11 protein-coding genes are annotated in these 17,198 nt (G+C 40.5%); 2 read left to right on the top strand and 9 right to left on the bottom strand.

The annotated features are described in order from the left end of the window. Positions 1-14: 14 nt before the first annotated feature. The 5 genes from AC59JO_RS06915 to AC59JO_RS06895 all read right to left on the bottom strand — a co-directional run bounded on the left by AC59JO_RS06915 (position 15) and on the right by AC59JO_RS06895 (position 6,955). Complete coding sequence (locus tag AC59JO_RS06915; RefSeq protein WP_497304329.1) at positions 15-521, bottom strand: hypothetical protein; 507 nt, start codon at positions 519-521, stop codon at positions 15-17. Between the two features lie 2 nt (positions 522-523). Next, entirely contained in the window at positions 524-2,698 is a 2,175-nt protein-coding gene (locus AC59JO_RS06910) for a peptidase domain-containing ABC transporter (RefSeq protein WP_413668186.1), read from the bottom strand. Further along, positions 2,688-3,554, bottom strand: coding sequence for a DUF6625 family protein (locus tag AC59JO_RS06905; RefSeq protein ID WP_497304327.1), 867 nt, complete (start codon positions 3,552-3,554; stop codon positions 2,688-2,690). Before AC59JO_RS06905 ends, AC59JO_RS06910 begins: the two co-directional genes overlap by 11 nt. Positions 3,555-4,199: 645 nt before the next feature. Continuing rightward, on the bottom strand, positions 4,200-5,792 hold the full coding sequence (locus AC59JO_RS06900) for a vitamin K epoxide reductase family protein (RefSeq protein WP_497304325.1): 1,593 nt from the start codon (positions 5,790-5,792) through the stop codon (positions 4,200-4,202). A gap of 89 nt (positions 5,793-5,881) precedes the next feature. After that, positions 5,882-6,955, bottom strand: a complete 1,074-nt coding sequence (locus tag AC59JO_RS06895; protein ID WP_413668189.1) for a glycosyltransferase family 4 protein — start codon at positions 6,953-6,955, stop codon at positions 5,882-5,884. A 368-nt stretch (positions 6,956-7,323) separates the two neighbouring features. Here AC59JO_RS06895 and AC59JO_RS06890 point away from each other — a divergent pair, with 368 nt between their 5' ends. Both AC59JO_RS06890 and AC59JO_RS06885 read left to right on the top strand, forming a co-directional pair. Continuing rightward, positions 7,324-8,835 (top strand): glycosyltransferase, encoded by a 1,512-nt coding sequence (locus AC59JO_RS06890; protein WP_497304323.1) that lies wholly within the window; start codon positions 7,324-7,326, stop codon positions 8,833-8,835. 26 nt (positions 8,836-8,861) lie between these two features. Continuing rightward, positions 8,862-9,911: a glycosyltransferase family 61 protein gene (locus AC59JO_RS06885; protein WP_413668191.1), complete on the top strand. Its 1,050-nt coding sequence runs from the start codon at positions 8,862-8,864 to the stop codon at positions 9,909-9,911. A 2,096-nt stretch (positions 9,912-12,007) separates the two neighbouring features. Here the strand turns inward: AC59JO_RS06885 and AC59JO_RS06880 are convergent. The 4 genes from AC59JO_RS06880 to AC59JO_RS06865 all read right to left on the bottom strand — a co-directional run bounded on the left by AC59JO_RS06880 (position 12,008) and on the right by AC59JO_RS06865 (position 17,131). Beyond that, positions 12,008-13,006 carry a hypothetical protein gene (locus AC59JO_RS06880; RefSeq protein WP_497304321.1) on the bottom strand — a complete coding sequence of 333 codons (999 nt, stop codon included), beginning with the start codon at positions 13,004-13,006 and terminating at the stop codon, positions 12,008-12,010. A gap of 107 nt (positions 13,007-13,113) precedes the next feature. Continuing rightward, positions 13,114-13,305: a hypothetical protein gene (locus AC59JO_RS06875; RefSeq protein ID WP_413668193.1), complete on the bottom strand. Its 192-nt coding sequence runs from the start codon at positions 13,303-13,305 to the stop codon at positions 13,114-13,116. Positions 13,306-13,569: 264 nt separating this feature from the next. After that, complete coding sequence (locus AC59JO_RS06870) at positions 13,570-14,325, bottom strand: SDR family oxidoreductase (RefSeq protein WP_413668194.1); 756 nt, start codon at positions 14,323-14,325, stop codon at positions 13,570-13,572. 178 nt (positions 14,326-14,503) lie between these two features. Then, a complete protein-coding gene (locus AC59JO_RS06865; protein WP_497304318.1) occupies positions 14,504-17,131 on the bottom strand; it encodes a sigma 54-interacting transcriptional regulator in 2,628 nt (875 codons plus the stop codon). Positions 17,132-17,198 lie beyond the last annotated feature (67 nt).

The following is a 17,198-nucleotide window of genomic DNA, read 5'->3' as shown; positions in this document are numbered from 1 at the left end:
TCTATGTTGTACATTTAAAAGGAGAGCCTATTGAAGATTCGTCGTAAAAATGATTCCTTCTTGATGACAATTTCCATGTTGACCACGGCCCCCTCCTGATATTGCTTCGATATTTGAAAAAGATCATCCCCCCTTAGCGTAATTGTCAGAACAAGGATGGCATCGCCGGGATTACCGGATACGGACGATACCTGCGCCCGTAAACGTGCTGTGCCGTCAGATTGAAGATTCCTGCTGAGGATGACAAGCTCCTGACCGACATTGAAATTTTTAATTTCGCCGGATCGTATTTGAAATTCGAGACAATTGCCTTTGATACTCATTAGCTTCAATTTTGCCGTCACGACTTGAGGATATTGGATAGCAGACGCAGCGTAGAGGGCAATCGCTACAATAAAAAATAACAACGTAGTTCCCCATTGAATTAGCCACTGTGGCTGTGATTCAATAATATCTGCGATATTTTTTGTATGTCTTTGGCTGGCAGACCGTATAGGTGTGTCATTTGTATCTGTTTGCATTCCTATGCTCCTAATTCTAATTGATTTTTGACCAGGCTGTAGTAACGACCTTTAGAATCGGTAAGTTCCCTGTGCGTTCCCTGTTCTGTAATAACTCCCCGTTCCAATACAATTATGTTGTCTGCATGGCTGACCGTACTTAGTCTGTGAGCAACAATAAGCACCGTCCGTCCCTTGAAAAAGGCTTTAAGGTTTTCATTGATGATATGTTCATTAGTGGCATCCAATGCATTCGTAGCTTCGTCAAAGAATATATAATGGGGATCTTTATAAACAGCACGGGCGATGAGAATACGCTGGCGTTGCCCCTGACTTATTCCGTTTGCTTCCGATCCTATCCTCGTATTCAAACCAAGGGGCAGCCCTTCTATAAAATCTTTAAGATTGGCCACATGAATGGCCCGAACAAGACGGGTCAGGTCCGGTTTGCCACTTCCGACCGCAATATTCCGTTCTATGGTATCAGAAAAAATAAAACCATCCTGCATCACCATTCCACATTGTTCCCGCCATGTTTTAAACTTTATCTGGTTAATAACTTCATCGCCAATGGTTATCGTGCCGCTTTCCGGTTCATAAAACCTCGTTAGCAACTTTAATATCGTAGTTTTACCACTTCCGCTCATTCCTACAATGGCAGTGGTCTTTCCTTCAGGTATATACAGATCTATATTCTTCAACACGGCTTCATTGCCAGCACCTGGATATCTGAATGTCACGTTGTTTATGCTGAGACTTTTATCAGTGGGTAAATGAGATATCCATTGTTTTTCTGCAGTTTCTTCATCCTGCATTTCATTAATTTCATTCAATCGTTCAAGACTAATCCTGGCATCCTGAAAATTTTGAACGAATGCCAGCAGGAGATCGACAGGATTGCTCAGTTGGCCAACAATATATTGTACGGCAAGCATTGCTCCAAGGGAGATTTGGCCATTGATAACGGCGGTGGCACTTAAAAAAGTAATCAGGAGGTTCTTCCCCTCATTGATAAAAGTTGTACCTGCCTGCTGATACTGGCTAAGTGCAATTTTCTTTACACTAAAATTAAAAAGCTTGGCCTGGATTTCTTCCCATTCCCACCTTTTTTCCTGTTCACAGTTATTCAGTTTGATTTCCTGCATACCGGTTATCATCTGAACCATGCAGCTTTGATTTTTTGCGGCAATTTCAAAGTTCTTGTAGTTAAGCACCCGTCTTTGCCTCAAAAATAAAGACACCCAAAATGTGTATAATAAACTGCCACCGGCAAAAACATAGAATATGCTTAAATTATAAAAGGCCAATACAACCGAAAATATAATTAAATTAAATACCGAAAAGACGGTCGTCAGCGCCGAACTGGTTAAAAATGTCTCGATTTGCTTTTGGTCATTCATTCTTTGCATAATATCCCCGGTCATTTTCGTATCGAAGAAACTCATCGGCAGTTTCATCAGTTTAATCAAAAAATCCGTCAGGATTGCAATATTGATTCTTGTACTTATGTGCAGGATTATCCAGGCGCGAATGAATTCGAGGCTAACTCTACCGACGATCAAAGCGGCCTGTGCCAGTAAAATCGTATTCAGATAGCTGATATTATGGGTATTGACACCGATATCAATTATTGACTGTGTAAGAAAAGGTGCGATCAATTGCAGCAGACTACCAATTAACAGACCTAAAATTAATTGAAACAATAGCTGTTTATATTTGATCAGGTATCTGAATATAAACAGCCATTGCACTCTTTCTTTTTTTTCGCCCTGCTGCTTATAAAATTCCGGGGTTGGAAAAAGAAGCAACGCTATTCCTTCTTCCTTTTCGTCATTTAACCAGTTATTTTTAAAATCGTTTTCGTTAAGCGTTATTAATCCAGATGCCGGATCTGCCAAATAATATTTGTCATTTTTTATTCTATAAAGCACGACGAAATGACTTTGCCGCCAATGAAGAATAACCGGCTTTTCAGCAAAATTCAATTGCTGTACCGTCATTTTAACACCAAGGGTCTTAAAACCGATTTTTTGTGCAGCATCGTTAAGGCCAAGCATCGAAACGCCGTCTTTATTGAAGCCACAGATATTGCTCAGTGTGCGCAATTGAAATTTACGTCCATGATAGCTCGCCACCATACGCAAACACGTAGGCCCGCAATCCATACTGTCAAGTTGCTTGTAGAATTTAAACTTCATTGCAGAAAAGAGGTGTTTTGTGATGACGGATTTTCGATGGCCCTATGCTAAAGCCCACTGTGGTAAATTGAGGGGCTCGTGATGGCGGATTTTGCTTTTTAAAATAAATCAGGTGATACAAAAGTATTTCAAATCTATTTCGATAGTAGAGCTTTCCGTTTCTCCAGTGCAGCCTACCGGGAGTTCCTTCAATAATGAACAGGTCAAAAAAAGGTTTTATCTGGTGATTTACGGCTGCCTTTTGCACCACATGCATCATGCTTTCAACATCTGTGTTAACTTCGTAAAACATCTTTCCCGCGGAAAAGGCGTCATGGGCGAAGTTGGTTTCATCGAAACAAAAATGCTCCTTACTAGTAAATACCCGGATATAATCTTTGCTTTGCATAAACAGTCTGTTTATATGGGGTACGTTTTTATAAAGTAAAAAGCAGCCGGTCAACCAATCGGGTCTCACACTGATCAAGTCGTGCATAGTCAATAGTTCGTCACTGATGAAGTCGCGGATTTGACCAAAAATGATATCAATATCTGTATGTCCCCAAAAATCATATCCTTCAAGATAATCAGAGAATATGATACCATAAGCAGGTTTAAAATCACACAGTTTATAACCGTTAAAAAGCGCAACCTCCAATTGAAGTTTACTGCTCGCGATGGCCCTGATTTCTTTGATATCCTGTCTAATGATCTTCAGGTTTGAAGGCACCGGGCTATCGTAGCTTTCATCGTCCGTTATTATAAAAAAATCAATATCCGGATTATACGAGCAAGAGTGAACAAAGTAAACAAAATACCATGGTAATTTACCAATATAACAAGCAACAAGGCCGATACTTATTTTGCTGGATATCATAACTTAACTCGTAAGGTCGAATTTATAGCCGTCCGAAGTCAGGCAGCTACTATAATTATAGAAAGAATTATTCGATCAGCATTTACGTGATCAATTAGCATCCAGCGATTTTATATTAGCCGTTACACGCAGTTCTGTACCTCCTATAGTGTAAATTGCGTTGCACTACCTGAGCAGAGATCGAAGCGACGGGAACAAATGTGAACGGGGCCGCTTTCAATCATGATCTTTATCATTGCAATGCAATTAAAAGCATTGAAATGCTTTTAATTGCATTTTTTTATTCCTCTGAAATTCAACCATTCGCTGGTTTCGAATTCTTTGGGTTTTAGTCGAATGAACGATTAGCTGGATCAATTACATTAATATCCGCAGCCTCCGCCAGATTGTTCGCATCCTCCGTTACATACAGTTCCACAGTCAGACGTGGTTTCAATTCGCTTGGTCGCCCCTGTGCAGAGATCGAAACAGATGCAACAAGTTCCTTGTCCGCTTCCTGCCATAATTTTTTTCATCTCTGTCCGGCTAAGCACACTTTTAATGTTTTTCAGGTTCATTTTTTTCATTTTGTTAAAATTTAAGTTTATAGGTTAAAATTGATTTAAATTTCATGTTTGGGTAAAACGATCTCATTCCGAATTCATGTCAGGAAAATTCAAGCATGTATTTCAGGTCTGATACTTTGTACTGCTGCGGCAAATATGTCCCGTTCAACAACATTGTAGGTGTACCTTTTACCTTGGCGATATCGCACCATTCCCGGTGCTTTTCGATTTCCCCTTGTTCGTCACCTGTTAACTCGACAGGGTAGTTCTTCGCCCAGCTTGCGTAATTTTTTTGCTTTTGCGCGTACCAGTCTTTCAATGCATTTTTGACTATCGTTTTGTCGGCCAATTTACTTAGTGCCATCAGATGGCTTCCGACGGGAGTTGCAGGGTTTATGTCTTTCGATATAAAAACGATTCTTGCCTGTAAGTCCTTGCGTTGTTCCAACAGTTCATGTAACAGCTCATGAGCCGCAGAACAGGGCTCGCAAAACGGATTAGTAACCATCGTGATGGTATTGCTTGCTTCAGCATTTCCGAGGACAATCGACCATTCCTGATTCGGCATGATATATTTAGGTTGTTCACCCAGAATGGAACTAAAAGTATCGGTGTTATATTTAAAACTCCTTAATTGGTCTTTAAGAGTTGATGCTTGCCGAGCCTTCATGAGCAACGGTTTGGTCATCATCCATAAAGCTGCGGGCAGTATTAAACAAATAAAAGCAGTGACAAATTCGCTTGTTCCGGGTAAAGCAAATGATCGTATGGGAAAAGGGGTTAAATTGGGGATCAGTTCTATCCATAACAGGGACTGTACAGTGCAGCACAGCAAACACCATTTTTTGATTTTAGCCTGATAATAAATAGAATAAAAAGTGTAAGGTAAACCCGCGATGTTCAGCAAAACGATAACCTCTCTTATAAAGGCCGTAAATCCTCCAAATAATAATAACAGGAGCGTCCCGGAATAATAGAAAAAGCCAACTTCACTCCATGACAGATTCGCCGAGATTTTAGCCGCGGGTGAAGATAATATAGCGTCGCAATCTACTTTTTCCCCGCTCTTACATATTTTTTGTATTAGTGGATTATTGCTATCGACGGTTTGGATTAACAGTAATACCGAAACCGCCAGGCCGGCGATTTTAATCAGTGTCAGGAACAAAGTCTGCCAGGTCAGGTCGCCTCTAAAAAAACCGGATTTAAATATTACGCCGGTTAAAAATATACTTAATAAAAGTAGCCCGCCAGCCTGTGGCGAAAGGACTTTGTCAAGAAATGATTTTCGGGGTTGAGATTGAACATCACCAGGTTCTTCAACTATTAAAACAACCCCTGTAAAATGTTTTTTAAACTCTGTCAGACTTTCCTTGCGTCTGTTCCATTTTCCTCCTGATAAAGCTATCCTGCCTGACTCCATCCCAGTCACCAGCAAAAATTGATTATCCGGGTAATTGGTATGCGCTATAAATGGCAAACTCAAGTCGGACAGGTCGTCAAAACTTACGTTGGCCGCGGCATTTTCGACACCCAGAACAGTCAATACGTCGCTGACTGCGAGTAAGCTGGCATATTCAGGGTGTTTCTCCAGTTCTTCAGCAATCAATGACTCGCCAATATTTTTTTTGAAATAGTTAAACAGTTCAAAAATCACCGACACTGCGTTGGGACGATTTGTGAGATAAAGCATGAATAGGTTTATAATTAGTTACAAGGTTTTTAAAACTAAATATTAAGTATCAAAAAAACAAGAATAAAATATTATTTTTTTGTACAATGTCAGGCAATAATATGCAGTAAGCCGGAAAAACAGACTTCTTCGGAAAAATTCTGCCTGATGAACCGATAAGCGGCAGCACCCTGTGATTTCCGTAACTCATAATTATCGATCAATTGTACCACTGCATTTACAAATTCTTCCGGTTGATCCGCTATTTTGATAATATCCGCAGGAATTTTACCCAGTCCGGAAGCACCGTGCGAAGTTGTTACCAGTGGCAGACCATTACCAAGCGCTTCTATGTTTTTAATCTTAAGTCCCGCTCCGAACCGTACCGGATTGATAATGATGTCGGCATCGGCATAAACATCATCCAGGTTTGCAGCAAAGCCCTTTATCATAATGTTTTTCTCAGGAGCGGATTGGAACTTTTCACACACCGTTCCAATGACATTAAGCGTAACATCATATTTCGAACGGATAGCGGGCCAGCAGTTTTCAATAAAAAAGCTTATACCATCAACATTGGGCAGATATGAACTCGCGATAAAGGTTATATTGCTGACAGCATTACGTAGTTTTTTCGGAGTGGTGACTACCGGATGAGGACTAAGAATTGTACGCTCGGGCCCTAAAACACCGGAAACTATTGTTTGATCATTGGAAGAAAGCACCATTACATGATCATAACACTGAAACAGGCGGTATTCATCTTCTTCATTCATTTCGTATAAAACGCCTTGATAATTAAAAGCGGCGAACTGTCGTGCACGTTCACTGACAATGTCATGTGCATCCAGAATCATCCTGACGTTCTCTGGAAAACAATTTAAAAAATAGCTGCTGTGTACATACTCTATAATTATCGAATCAAAGCTCCTGTTCTTTATCACAGAACGGAGCCTCCGGATGTAAGCGGTTGAGTTGAGAATCCTGTCGCTCTCTAAAATAATGAACTCTGCCTGATAGCGGTCTGCAAGATAGGTTTCCATATGTTTAGGCGCGGGTCCAGTATTAACGACAGTAAGTTTCACGTGTTTAGCAATATAACTGATCAGCGCTTCGATCCGCGCCCGGTTTCCAGAACACTTTTCCCAGAAGTTTACATCTGTTATTAAAATTACGTTTTTCATTCGGTGTCCGTTAGCTGACAGCTCTAATGGGGATTTTTAAGGGTGGTAAATCTCGGCCATAGCTTCCATCGTTGCGAAAACCTTAAAGTTCCTTTAAGATAGCGTGCTCTATGGAGTCATGCCTGAAAATATAAACTTATCCCTGTCTAAATAACATCATGATAAGGCTGGCTATTAATTGGTTTAATTGTTATAAACATATTGAAAAAATATCATATAAAACAATTTGTCGCTATTTATTTATCTTCATTATCAATGCGATAAAGGCTGCTTTATACTAAACCAATATCAGTCACCTTTATATTTATATAGTGTTTTAAGAAAAAATTATTCTTACTTTGGATGCAATAAACCTAATCCAATCTGTCATGAAAACTAAGATCTCTTGCTTAATGATTTGCTTTAATAATCAGCAAACAATTAATCAAAGCATCGACAGCATTTTAAATCAACATTTTAAAGACTTTGAATTGCTCATTATCGATAATGCATCAGCGGACGATACCCCTCAAAAATTGAAAAGCATCGATGATGAGCGGGTAAAAATCATTTATAATGAGGAAACTCGTGACAGATCCGATTTGATTAACAAGTGGTTGCTTGACAATAAATCCAAGTATGTTTGTTTCAGCGAACCTGATATGACTTACACAAAGGACAGGCTTTTAAGACAATTTGAATACATGGAAAGCGCCCCCCGTGTTGGCGCCTCCGGAACGCAGTTGATCTTCCCAAATATTGCCCAAGCGTCGTTTGATTTCTTATGGAAGTCAAATTTCAAGAAATACATTAAAGTAGTACTTCTACATCACAATCCATTTTCATTTTCTACCATGATTTTCAGAAGATCGTTGTTAATGAAATATGGCCTGCTGTTCGATTCGACCTTCAAGAACTTATCATTTTATAATTTTATGGATGAAGCATCGCAATGTTTTTCGATAAGTTTATTGGAAGGAGATTCGGCATCGCCAGTTTTAGGCAGGAAAAAACTCGGTGAGTCCGTTCCTTCCGGGGACTTAAATGATTTGAAACGAAAACAAATCGGACGGATACTTGAAAAATACACTATAAGAGAATGGGAGGCTTATCTTAAATTATACGATGGCAGCGTTATGGCAGACCATGAATTAAATATCGCTTGTGATTTTATAAACAATATTATATGCGCCAATCAAAAGCAGAGAGTCTACCCAAGGGGCACGCTTTATAAATTCTTCAGAAGTCAGCTCATTAGTGCAGCTGCCAGACAATTCAATTCTTTGAACGGAATAACAAGGAGTCAGCTTATCAATTTGCTGATTCAGAAATTCAGCTATACATCCTATCTCGAAATTGGCACCTCAAATCCAACTCAGAATTTCGACTTGGTTCAATGTCCAAATAAAACTGCCGTTGACCCGGAGCCATTAAGAGAAGACATTATCGGCTTAACGTCAGATGCTTTTTTTGAGAACTTACCTGCTGAAAAGAAATTCGATCTTATTTTTATCGATGGCCTTCATCATGCGGACCAGGTTACAAGAGATATTGACAACGCGATAATGCACCTGGCTAAAAATGGAAGTATTGTTTGTCACGATATGCTTCCGGAAACCGAAGAGATGCAAATGGTACCAAGGATATCCGCCAGATGGATGGGGGATTGCTGGAAATCCTGGGCCCATTATCGAATGCATAAAACTGATCTTCAAATGGTAGTTGTCGACAGCGACTGTGGCCTTGGTATTATCAGACGGGGGCAGCAGGAATTATTTCCGGCGGAAGACCACGTTGATTATGCGTTTTTTGAAAGAAACAGGACAAAACTCATGAACGTAATCAGTGTTACCGATTTTTCAAAATTGTTAGAAGATGAATCTACCGTCCATGTGTTATAGCAGCTACAAACTCATTTTTTTATTAAGTGAAAACCGCTAATCCTATGCCTTCAACCGTTACAGTACCATTTCCCATAAATTTGAAAAACGAAAACAGGCATCTGTATGCCTCTCGTTTGACTTTTGAGGTGGCCCCGTTGAAAGTCAAACGCCTCAAAAATATTTTCGTATCCTTTACTGGTTTTTGTATGAACAAAAATGGACTGATAAAAGAGAGCCATCACGATTACGCAAACCAGCTAAAAGACTACCAGAGTGAAGTAAGCTATTATTACTATAATGCACTTGACCATCCCGGGAATTTAATTGAGCTCGATGGCTCTCATACTTATTTAGTGATACACCATCCCTGGTTTAACTATTACCACTGGATTTGTGAGTCAATTTTCAGGTTGTGGAGCGTTCGCGATAAACTCGATGAGTTGATATTGGTTCTTCCTGAGCACTACAAAAATGCCGATTTTATTATGGGTTCACTTGAGCCCTTTGGAGTAAAAAACATTTACTTCATTCCCGATGGCAAAAGTCTTTGGGTAGAAAGTTTGTGCCTTCCGCAGATCAAACCCATTTGTGATTCTTACAGCGCCACCGAACTAAAACAAGTCAGCAGCTTTATTCGCAACTATGTGAGGAATTCAAAAAAGATATTTTCCCAAAAAAGACCAAAACTTTATGTCAGCCGCGAACTTGCCGGACGTCGGAAGGTGATAAACGAAGAAGCCGTCCAGGAAGTTGTAAAAAAGTATGGATTCGCAGTCTTTTGCCCCGAAGAGCATTCGTTTTTAGAACAAGTAGCCATTTTCTCAGAGGTCAGGTATTTAATCGGGACACATGGTTCCGGACTTACAAATCTCCTCTTTATGGAAAGCGGTGCCGCTCTTTTGGAGCTGCATCAGAAGAATACAAACGAACTTGACTACCCTAGCCCTCTGTTTTGGTATATGGCAGAGTGCCTCAAAATAAACTATTATCATCAGATATGCCAAACATCCGGAAAGGAAGACTACTTCGAAGGGGATTATTATATTGATCCGGTTTCCTTAGAAAGCAATATCCGGATAATGCTCGGATTATGAGATTGAATACCGACGACAATCAGCTGGAGGCAGAATTAATGGTTTGTCCAGCAGACATTATTTCCTGAATTCCTGTTAAAAGTTACGGCCAGGCCCTTGTTGCTGATAGTCACATTTATTAACCAGTTCCTGGCAATGATCGGTCCTCCGCCCGTTCCGGGCGGAGGACCAATTACAATAGATCAAAGGCAGCCGGTGTAAAGCGTGCTGGAACAAGGACCATTACAGGCTTGCGCGCAATTGCTGCTGACCACTTGCCATCCTGTACTAGTACAAACGTTGTAGCAATAACAGCAATCACTTCCGCCGCTTCCAGCCATTACTTTTTTCATTTCTGACCTGCTTAAAACATTTTTGATGTTTTTGAGACTTAATTTCTCTGATTTCATAAAGTATAAATTAGATAAATGATTAACAAATAGTTATCACGGAACAACCGGCATTATGAATAAGGAAATGCATCCTACTTTGCAAAGTGCTTTTTTCAAAATCGAATTCAAAAAAACTAAGGTCCTGAAATTGACATAACTAATAAATTCAATCTACCTAACCATATAATGAAAGACCTGATGTCCAAGATTACCATTTTCATCTATTCCCTCAATAGCAATTCTATATCTTCCTTCGCCGTCAGCGTTAAAATATCTAAAGCTTGCTTGGCCATCTCTATTCGTTTGCAATTCAGGTTCCCGGAAAATAGTACTACGCAGGTCCGGACGGCTGCCGCTCTGACCTTACGTCAAATAGAACGCATGCATAACAGCAGACCGGCGGTGGACCGCCCGTATCAATGCCTCCAATGCCACATGCTACATATGTAACACAGCCACCACCTCTACTACCAGCCATAATTTTTTCATCTCTGATCTACTCAGAACATTGGCGATGTTTTTCAAACTTAGTTGCTGATTTTTCATAAAATTTCAATTAAGGTTTAAGCTAACTTAGCTATCACGTAGCAACTGGCAGGCAATAGGTGCATACAGCCTCTCTTTGCAAAGTATTTTTACGGGCGAGCAATAGTACCTATGAATCAATACCTGCGTGATAACTCATGATGTATACCATCAAAATCATCAACTGGTAAACACTCACCAGATCATTTCTTTATTCCAAAAATTTGTAATTTCAGTTCTTTAACCAGAACTAATGATAATTTTAGATATTTTCAATTCAGTGTAAGGTATTTGGTTTAAATAATTGGTTGTTATAAAAGTAAAGATTATTTTTTTATCATAAAAACTATCAATCAAAAAACAATAATAAATATCCATATCTTCTCTCAATTTTTAAACCAACAAGATAACAATCACTATCAAGTAACCTAAAACCGTTTTACTTGATCCGTTTATAGTTGCGCACGCTCTCCAGTTATGATCGTGTCCATGCTTGTATTGCCTTTTAACAGCCTTTTCCGGAAAATAGGCCCTGGTATAAAATTCCCCTCATAAAAAACAAAACGACAATTATAGGGAATCAATGTCGGCAGTGGGTTGATGACCTGCACATGGCCGAACAAGATATAGTACTCGATCATTGATTAGATACCCATCCGTGTGTAATAACTATTATCCAGGTAGCCCTCCCATGACGGGCGGATATCCAAAGCTGTTTATTCATTCATTAACATGAGCCCCGTGAGAGGACAGCATATCTACTTTCCTCGATCTCAGCTTTTTGCAAATTATCAAACAAATACATATACTACTATTTTTAGTACATATTATAAATATAAACAGAATAGCCGCGGGATACGAGATCATTGGAACGGGAGAGAAAACCCTAATCAGAGCGGCAGATATGCAGGTGAAGGTGAGCGTCGATCCCAGAAAACTCGGGGTCGGCTTGTGCATTGAGATATCAATACAGGGAGAGAGGCGAGTTATAGCGGAAATCAAACTGGTTATCGAATCCCTAACTCTCCGCCAGAAAAAGTTCGGTAGCACCAAAAACTACCGAACTTTTTTTATAAATTTCATATGTGATTTCATTCCTGTTCGTTTGATCTGCTTAAAAGAAGGAAAGAATACAATAATAAACCTGCCTTTTTTAAGCAAAGTTGCAGAACAGCATAAGCTTTGGTCCCAACGGAAATCCTATTGATATAAACTTATGATATCTTCCTGATTAAGGTCGCTGACCCACTTTTCAATGTAAGCGATCATGTCATCCTTATCAGGATTTGAATTATTTTCTCCGCGTGAGGCAAAAACAATTAATCCAAGGGCAATGCAATACCTGATGTCAAGCTGCAGTATCAGACCTATAGCAAAGCCGGCAACGAAATTGTCCCTGGCGTTATCCGCAACCTCAAGGTTTTTGTCTACTACCTTTCGTGTTAGCACAAATTGTTGCTCTTCGGAATATACTATCGCGTCATTTGCAGACCAGATTAGCAACCGGTCCACGGCCATTGTCCTGAATATGGAAAAGTATTTCCTTTTTAAATCTCCTGGTGTGAAAGTCCTTAATCCCGAACCTGGACTCTCCCCATTTAGAACCATCCACAATTTAACAGCTTCACTTTCGTCCAGGCAAAAGGTAACACGGCCATGTTTTGAAAACGCACTTATAATGTCGAGGATCTCATCCACCTGGAAAAACAGCTTTTTAGCAGGATCTCCGAGATAAAAAATAAAATCTAAATTCTTTTCCGTTAAAGGCCGGATAACATCTGAAAGTAAACCGCGCCATAAGTCAGAAGAATTGGCAATATTTGCCCAATCATCAAAAGCAATCGTACGACATCCCCGGAACAGTTCTGAAAGATCAGCAACCAGTTTTTCGCTTTTAATTTCAGACCATTTATCGCTTTTATTACCTGCCTCTTCAACATCAGAGAGGCACCTGGAAAGTACATCTTCGACATATGGCGAGCTCAAAGTTAAGCTACGGATGCCCAAATGGGTAAAAAAATCAGGCAATTTACGCTCTTTAATTCCAAATCCCTTTTTAAGGATTCCCGACTCAGGTGTGCTGTTATCATATGTACGGCTCAGGTAAATATTTTGAGGGGCATTAAAGCTCCTGATGGTTTCAACCAGGTCCGTTAATATGGGAAGCACATTTTTGATTTCGATATCAAATACTTGCATGGCTTAATTTTTTAATTTTTCAATTCAACTTAGATTACATTACAAGGTGATATTATTCAGGCGTAAAAGGCAAAATAGTTTCATTTACTGCTCTGCCTTGGGGAGTACTACAATAAATTATGGTTGCGCCAGGTATCAATTTTATCTTCGCTAAACATTAACGGCAAATCTTTCATACGAAGCGCATCATCCAAAAACTCACCGCCTTCGCTAAGCGGAGCTCCGTCAATGGTTAAGTCGGGCTTATCTGATTGATCTTTCAGATCTTCATCAGCTGGATATAAAAAAGTGGGATTCATAATCTTACGTGTTAGTTTGTTTTTCTTTTAACACCAGCCGGTCTGGTTAACCAGACCGGCTGGATGATTGTTGTTAAAAAAATAGGTAAAAGCACAATCTGCTGCCTGCTGACTTGCCGTGTTGCTGACCGGTTTGCGTAAGGATAAATACGCCGGCGTAGGGATATCCTGGTGCACGAACTGGTGGAAAGTGCATTCCCGTTACAACAGCCTCGGCAAACTGCCACCCGTCATCTTCGTTTCAACAGGGTACAGATACTACTATCAGGCCTTTTGTAATTGGCTGCTCCACCATTGCTCAAAGTTAATGGTACCCAGTTCTGCCTGGCCAGCCGGCACCAGTGCTTTATGGCTGATTTCTCCACCGTAGTAAGAGGGCTTGCCGTCTGATAACACCTTGCGCTGATCATTTGCATGCCGCAGATAACGGGCCACTACTTCATATAAAGCAAAGCGTTCCGGCCCGGCTATTTCAGTTGTGCCATTAACAGGGGCCATCAGGGCGTACCTGGCCACAAAAGTAGCTACGTCTTCTGCGGCAATAGGCTGGAACCGAACATCTGAGAGGTGCACTTCATTGCCTACGGTAGCCTGATCAGCAATACCTTTCAGAAACTCAAAAAATTGGGTGCTCCTTACAATGGTATATGGCACTCCCGATTTTTTGATCAGATCTTCCTGAACTTTTTTAGCCCGCATATAACCGATGTTCTGCATAAGGTCGGTTCCAACAATGGAAAGTGCTACGTGATGTTTTACTCCTGCGTTAATTTCTGCTGCCAATAAATTGCGGCCGGCTGTCTGAAAGAATTCAAGGACTGCCTGGTCTTCAAAAGACGGAGAGTTTGCCAGGTCGATAACAATATCCGTATTGCTCATGGCTTCTGCAAGTCCTGCTCCGGTAATGGTGTTGATCCCAGTATCGGGCGAAGCGGCGATGACCTGATGTCCATGCTGACGAAGTTTTGCAACTACTTTAGATCCGATGAGGCCAGTGCCTCCAATAACTACGATTTTCATAATGTTGATTTTTTTAATGATTTGTTTCTAAAAAGGCAAAGCCGATGCCAAACATTGCAAATCACTAACAATCAACAAGATACATAATTACAGCAATAAAACTTTTCACTATATAAAGTGAAAGCACTATGTATCTCACTATATAAGAGGAACAATGAGAAAATACGTGGAGATATTATCAGACAAAATAATCCCTTTTTGCAATGCCTAATTTTTTTATTTTGGAGTGCAGGGTATTGCCGGGGATTTTCAAAATATCAGCAGCGCCACCCACACCTGAAATTTTACCGTCGCACCGTTTCAATGCTTCAATAATATAACTGCGTTCAACTTCTTCCAGCGACCGGTTAAAAAGATATGCCTGGTCCTGTTGTCCCTGGTTCGTTTTTTCGGGTATATATACATCTTGCAAGATATCACCGATTGTCAATATGATGCTGCGTTCCAGTAAGTGTTCTAACTCCCGTACATTACCAGGCCATGCGTAGGCGCGTAATTGCTGTATTACTTTTGTCGCAACCTTCCTGATTTTGCGGCCGGTGTTCCTGCTGTATTTCTGTACAAAGAAATGGGTAAGCGGCTCAATATCTTCCGGCCGCTCACGTAACGGAGGCAGGTTGATGGGAAATACATTCAGGCGAAAAAACAGGTCTGCACGAAAGCGGCCCGCATTTACTTCTTCTTCCAGGTTGCGATTGGTGGCTACAATCAGCCTTACATCAATCTTTATAGTCTGTTTACCGCCAATTCGCTCCAGTTCTCGCTCTTGTATCACACGTAACAACTTAGCCTGCGCTTCAAGTGGCAGTTCGCCCACTTCATCAAGAAAGAGCGTACTGTTGTTAGCCAGCTCAAATTTACCTATACGCCGGTCGATAGCCCCCGTAAATGCACCTTTTTCATGACCAAACAATTCGCTTTCGATAAGATTTGCCGGCAATGCAGCGCAATTAACTTTTACCATTAATTTATCTCTGCGGGGCGAAGCATTATGAATACCTCTCGCAATTAGTTCCTTTCCCGTGCCCGTTTCGCCGGAGATCAGCACGGTAGTATTGGAATCGGCTACCAATGACATCAGGCGATATACTTTTTGCATCTGCTCGCCCTTCCCTATTATTTCCGAGAAATTATAAATGGTTTTTATCTGTTCTTTCAGATAATCGTTTTCAACCTCCAGCTGTTTTTTATAGTCAAGCAATTTCTCGTTAGCTCTAATATTATCAACCGCTATAGATATTTGAGCACATATCCCTTTTAGCAGTAACGGGCTCAACCGGTTTGCGAGCAGCCAAATGGTGCCGATGTTTTTTTCCCCTACCCGTAGCGGCAGGGCATACATATTTTTCAGCCCTGTTGTTTTCCATAGCTTTGCGTAAGAATTACCGGTTTTTAATTCCTCTTCCACATTAAACACCAATCCATCCCTACTGGCAAGCACCTGTGCCGTATAGGTTTCATCAACGGTAATCCGGTCGCTCTGCTTTTTATCATAAGTTGTTTTGGCCTTATTAAACAATGTTTCGTCATACATAAATGAGGATAAGTGGACACCATCGTCATCTATCACGCGTAGCATTGCGAGCTTGGTATGCATTGTTTTATCCAATACCCTGAAAATCGCATTCTGCAAATCGAGCTTAGTTCTTGACCGTGAAATATCGTTACTGAAATCCAACAAAAAAGCTTGCTCTTCCTGTTTTTTATTGATTTTCTCGTGGGCGAAAATATTGGCCAGGGCTATGGATATTTGCGCACAGATACCCTGCAGCAGTTGAACGTTGATCTCTCCTATGTCTAAAAACAAAATTCCGTGGTTTGTTTCTGCATTGCGCAGCCGGATACCCACAATATCTTTAAATCCCATCTTCTTCCAATATTGCAGATAGGTGGAGGTGATACCCCGTTGTATTTCCCTGTCAACATTAAACAATAAAGGGATGGAGCTATTCAACACGCGGTTTTGAAGTCCGTCATTGATGGGGTACCGGGCATTCTCCAGCGCAATTACAACTTTTGGATCTTGTGCCTTGCTAAGATCATACACGTAGGGGCTCATGGTTGTTTTGTCTTCATTGATGCGGCGAATAACAAAACCGCCCGGTGGGTTTAACTTGCTTAAACCGGCGCGAACTGCACGGATAAGTTCATCTTTTGTTCTTACCGTTACAATATCACTGCTAAACTCCAGGAGAAATGATTTTTCATTTTCGTTATTAAGCAGATCCTCATTTTTGATAATGTTGGATACAGCACTCGACAATTGTGGCGCAATGCCTTTTATTATATTTCGAAATTCACTGCTAAAGCTGCCCTGTTTATCCGAATAAATATGAATAAACCCCATTGGCTTTCCCTCTTTCATCAGCCGGGTCATCAGGATTTCCTTTACACCTTTTTCGTAATTAACACGAAGAAAAGCCGGGCTTTGCGGCTTGTCCATTATATCTTTTAGCAAAAAAGATATAGGTTCTTCTGACTGCAATACCAACTGAATAAAGGGTTCATTTAACGAAAAATGTGATTTCACCATTTCGTCGTATCTTAGATGCGACCGGATTGGGGAGCCCTCATTGTCCAACAGGAAAGGAACATAGGTTTCGTCCTTATAATCAATCAGGGTAACAATTGTATGCGTGAAATAAAATAAGCTTTTAATCCTTTTTTTAAAAAGCGTGATAAGGTCGTTCTTATCCCGAACCCGGGTTATGTCATTTCCCAGGTCTAACAATATCTGCCTTTCCTGTTCAAGTGTAGCCAGCAAGGGAGATGACAGATCAGATCCGGAAATACCCTTTTTTTTCATGCTGGCAATTTATGGAAAATACGGGGGGATTGAAAGCCGGGTTTATGTCAGGCGGTCTTGTTGTTCT

This window comes from Mucilaginibacter sp. A5337, assembly GCF_059690695.1.
Note: the sequence above shows the minus strand (reverse complement) of the source record. Positions and strands in the feature narration are given on the sequence as shown.

Coding starts and splice junctions, on each gene's coding strand:
- AC59JO_RS06915 (WP_497304329.1), bottom strand. CDS start 521: ATGCAAACAGATACAAATGACACACCTATACGGTCTGCCAGCCAAAGA.
- AC59JO_RS06910 (WP_413668186.1), bottom strand. CDS start 2,698: ATGAAGTTTAAATTCTACAAGCAACTTGACAGTATGGATTGCGGGCCT.
- AC59JO_RS06905 (WP_497304327.1), bottom strand. CDS start 3,554: ATGATATCCAGCAAAATAAGTATCGGCCTTGTTGCTTGTTATATTGGT.
- AC59JO_RS06900 (WP_497304325.1), bottom strand. CDS start 5,792: ATGCTTTATCTCACAAATCGTCCCAACGCAGTGTCGGTGATTTTTGAA.
- AC59JO_RS06895 (WP_413668189.1), bottom strand. CDS start 6,955: ATGAAAAACGTAATTTTAATAACAGATGTAAACTTCTGGGAAAAGTGT.
- AC59JO_RS06890 (WP_497304323.1), top strand. CDS start 7,324: ATGAAAACTAAGATCTCTTGCTTAATGATTTGCTTTAATAATCAGCAA.
- AC59JO_RS06880 (WP_497304321.1), bottom strand. CDS start 13,006: ATGCAAGTATTTGATATCGAAATCAAAAATGTGCTTCCCATATTAACG.
- AC59JO_RS06875 (WP_413668193.1), bottom strand. CDS start 13,305: ATGAATCCCACTTTTTTATATCCAGCTGATGAAGATCTGAAAGATCAA.
- AC59JO_RS06870 (WP_413668194.1), bottom strand. CDS start 14,325: ATGAAAATCGTAGTTATTGGAGGCACTGGCCTCATCGGATCTAAAGTA.
- AC59JO_RS06865 (WP_497304318.1), bottom strand. CDS start 17,131: ATGAAAAAAAAGGGTATTTCCGGATCTGATCTGTCATCTCCCTTGCTG.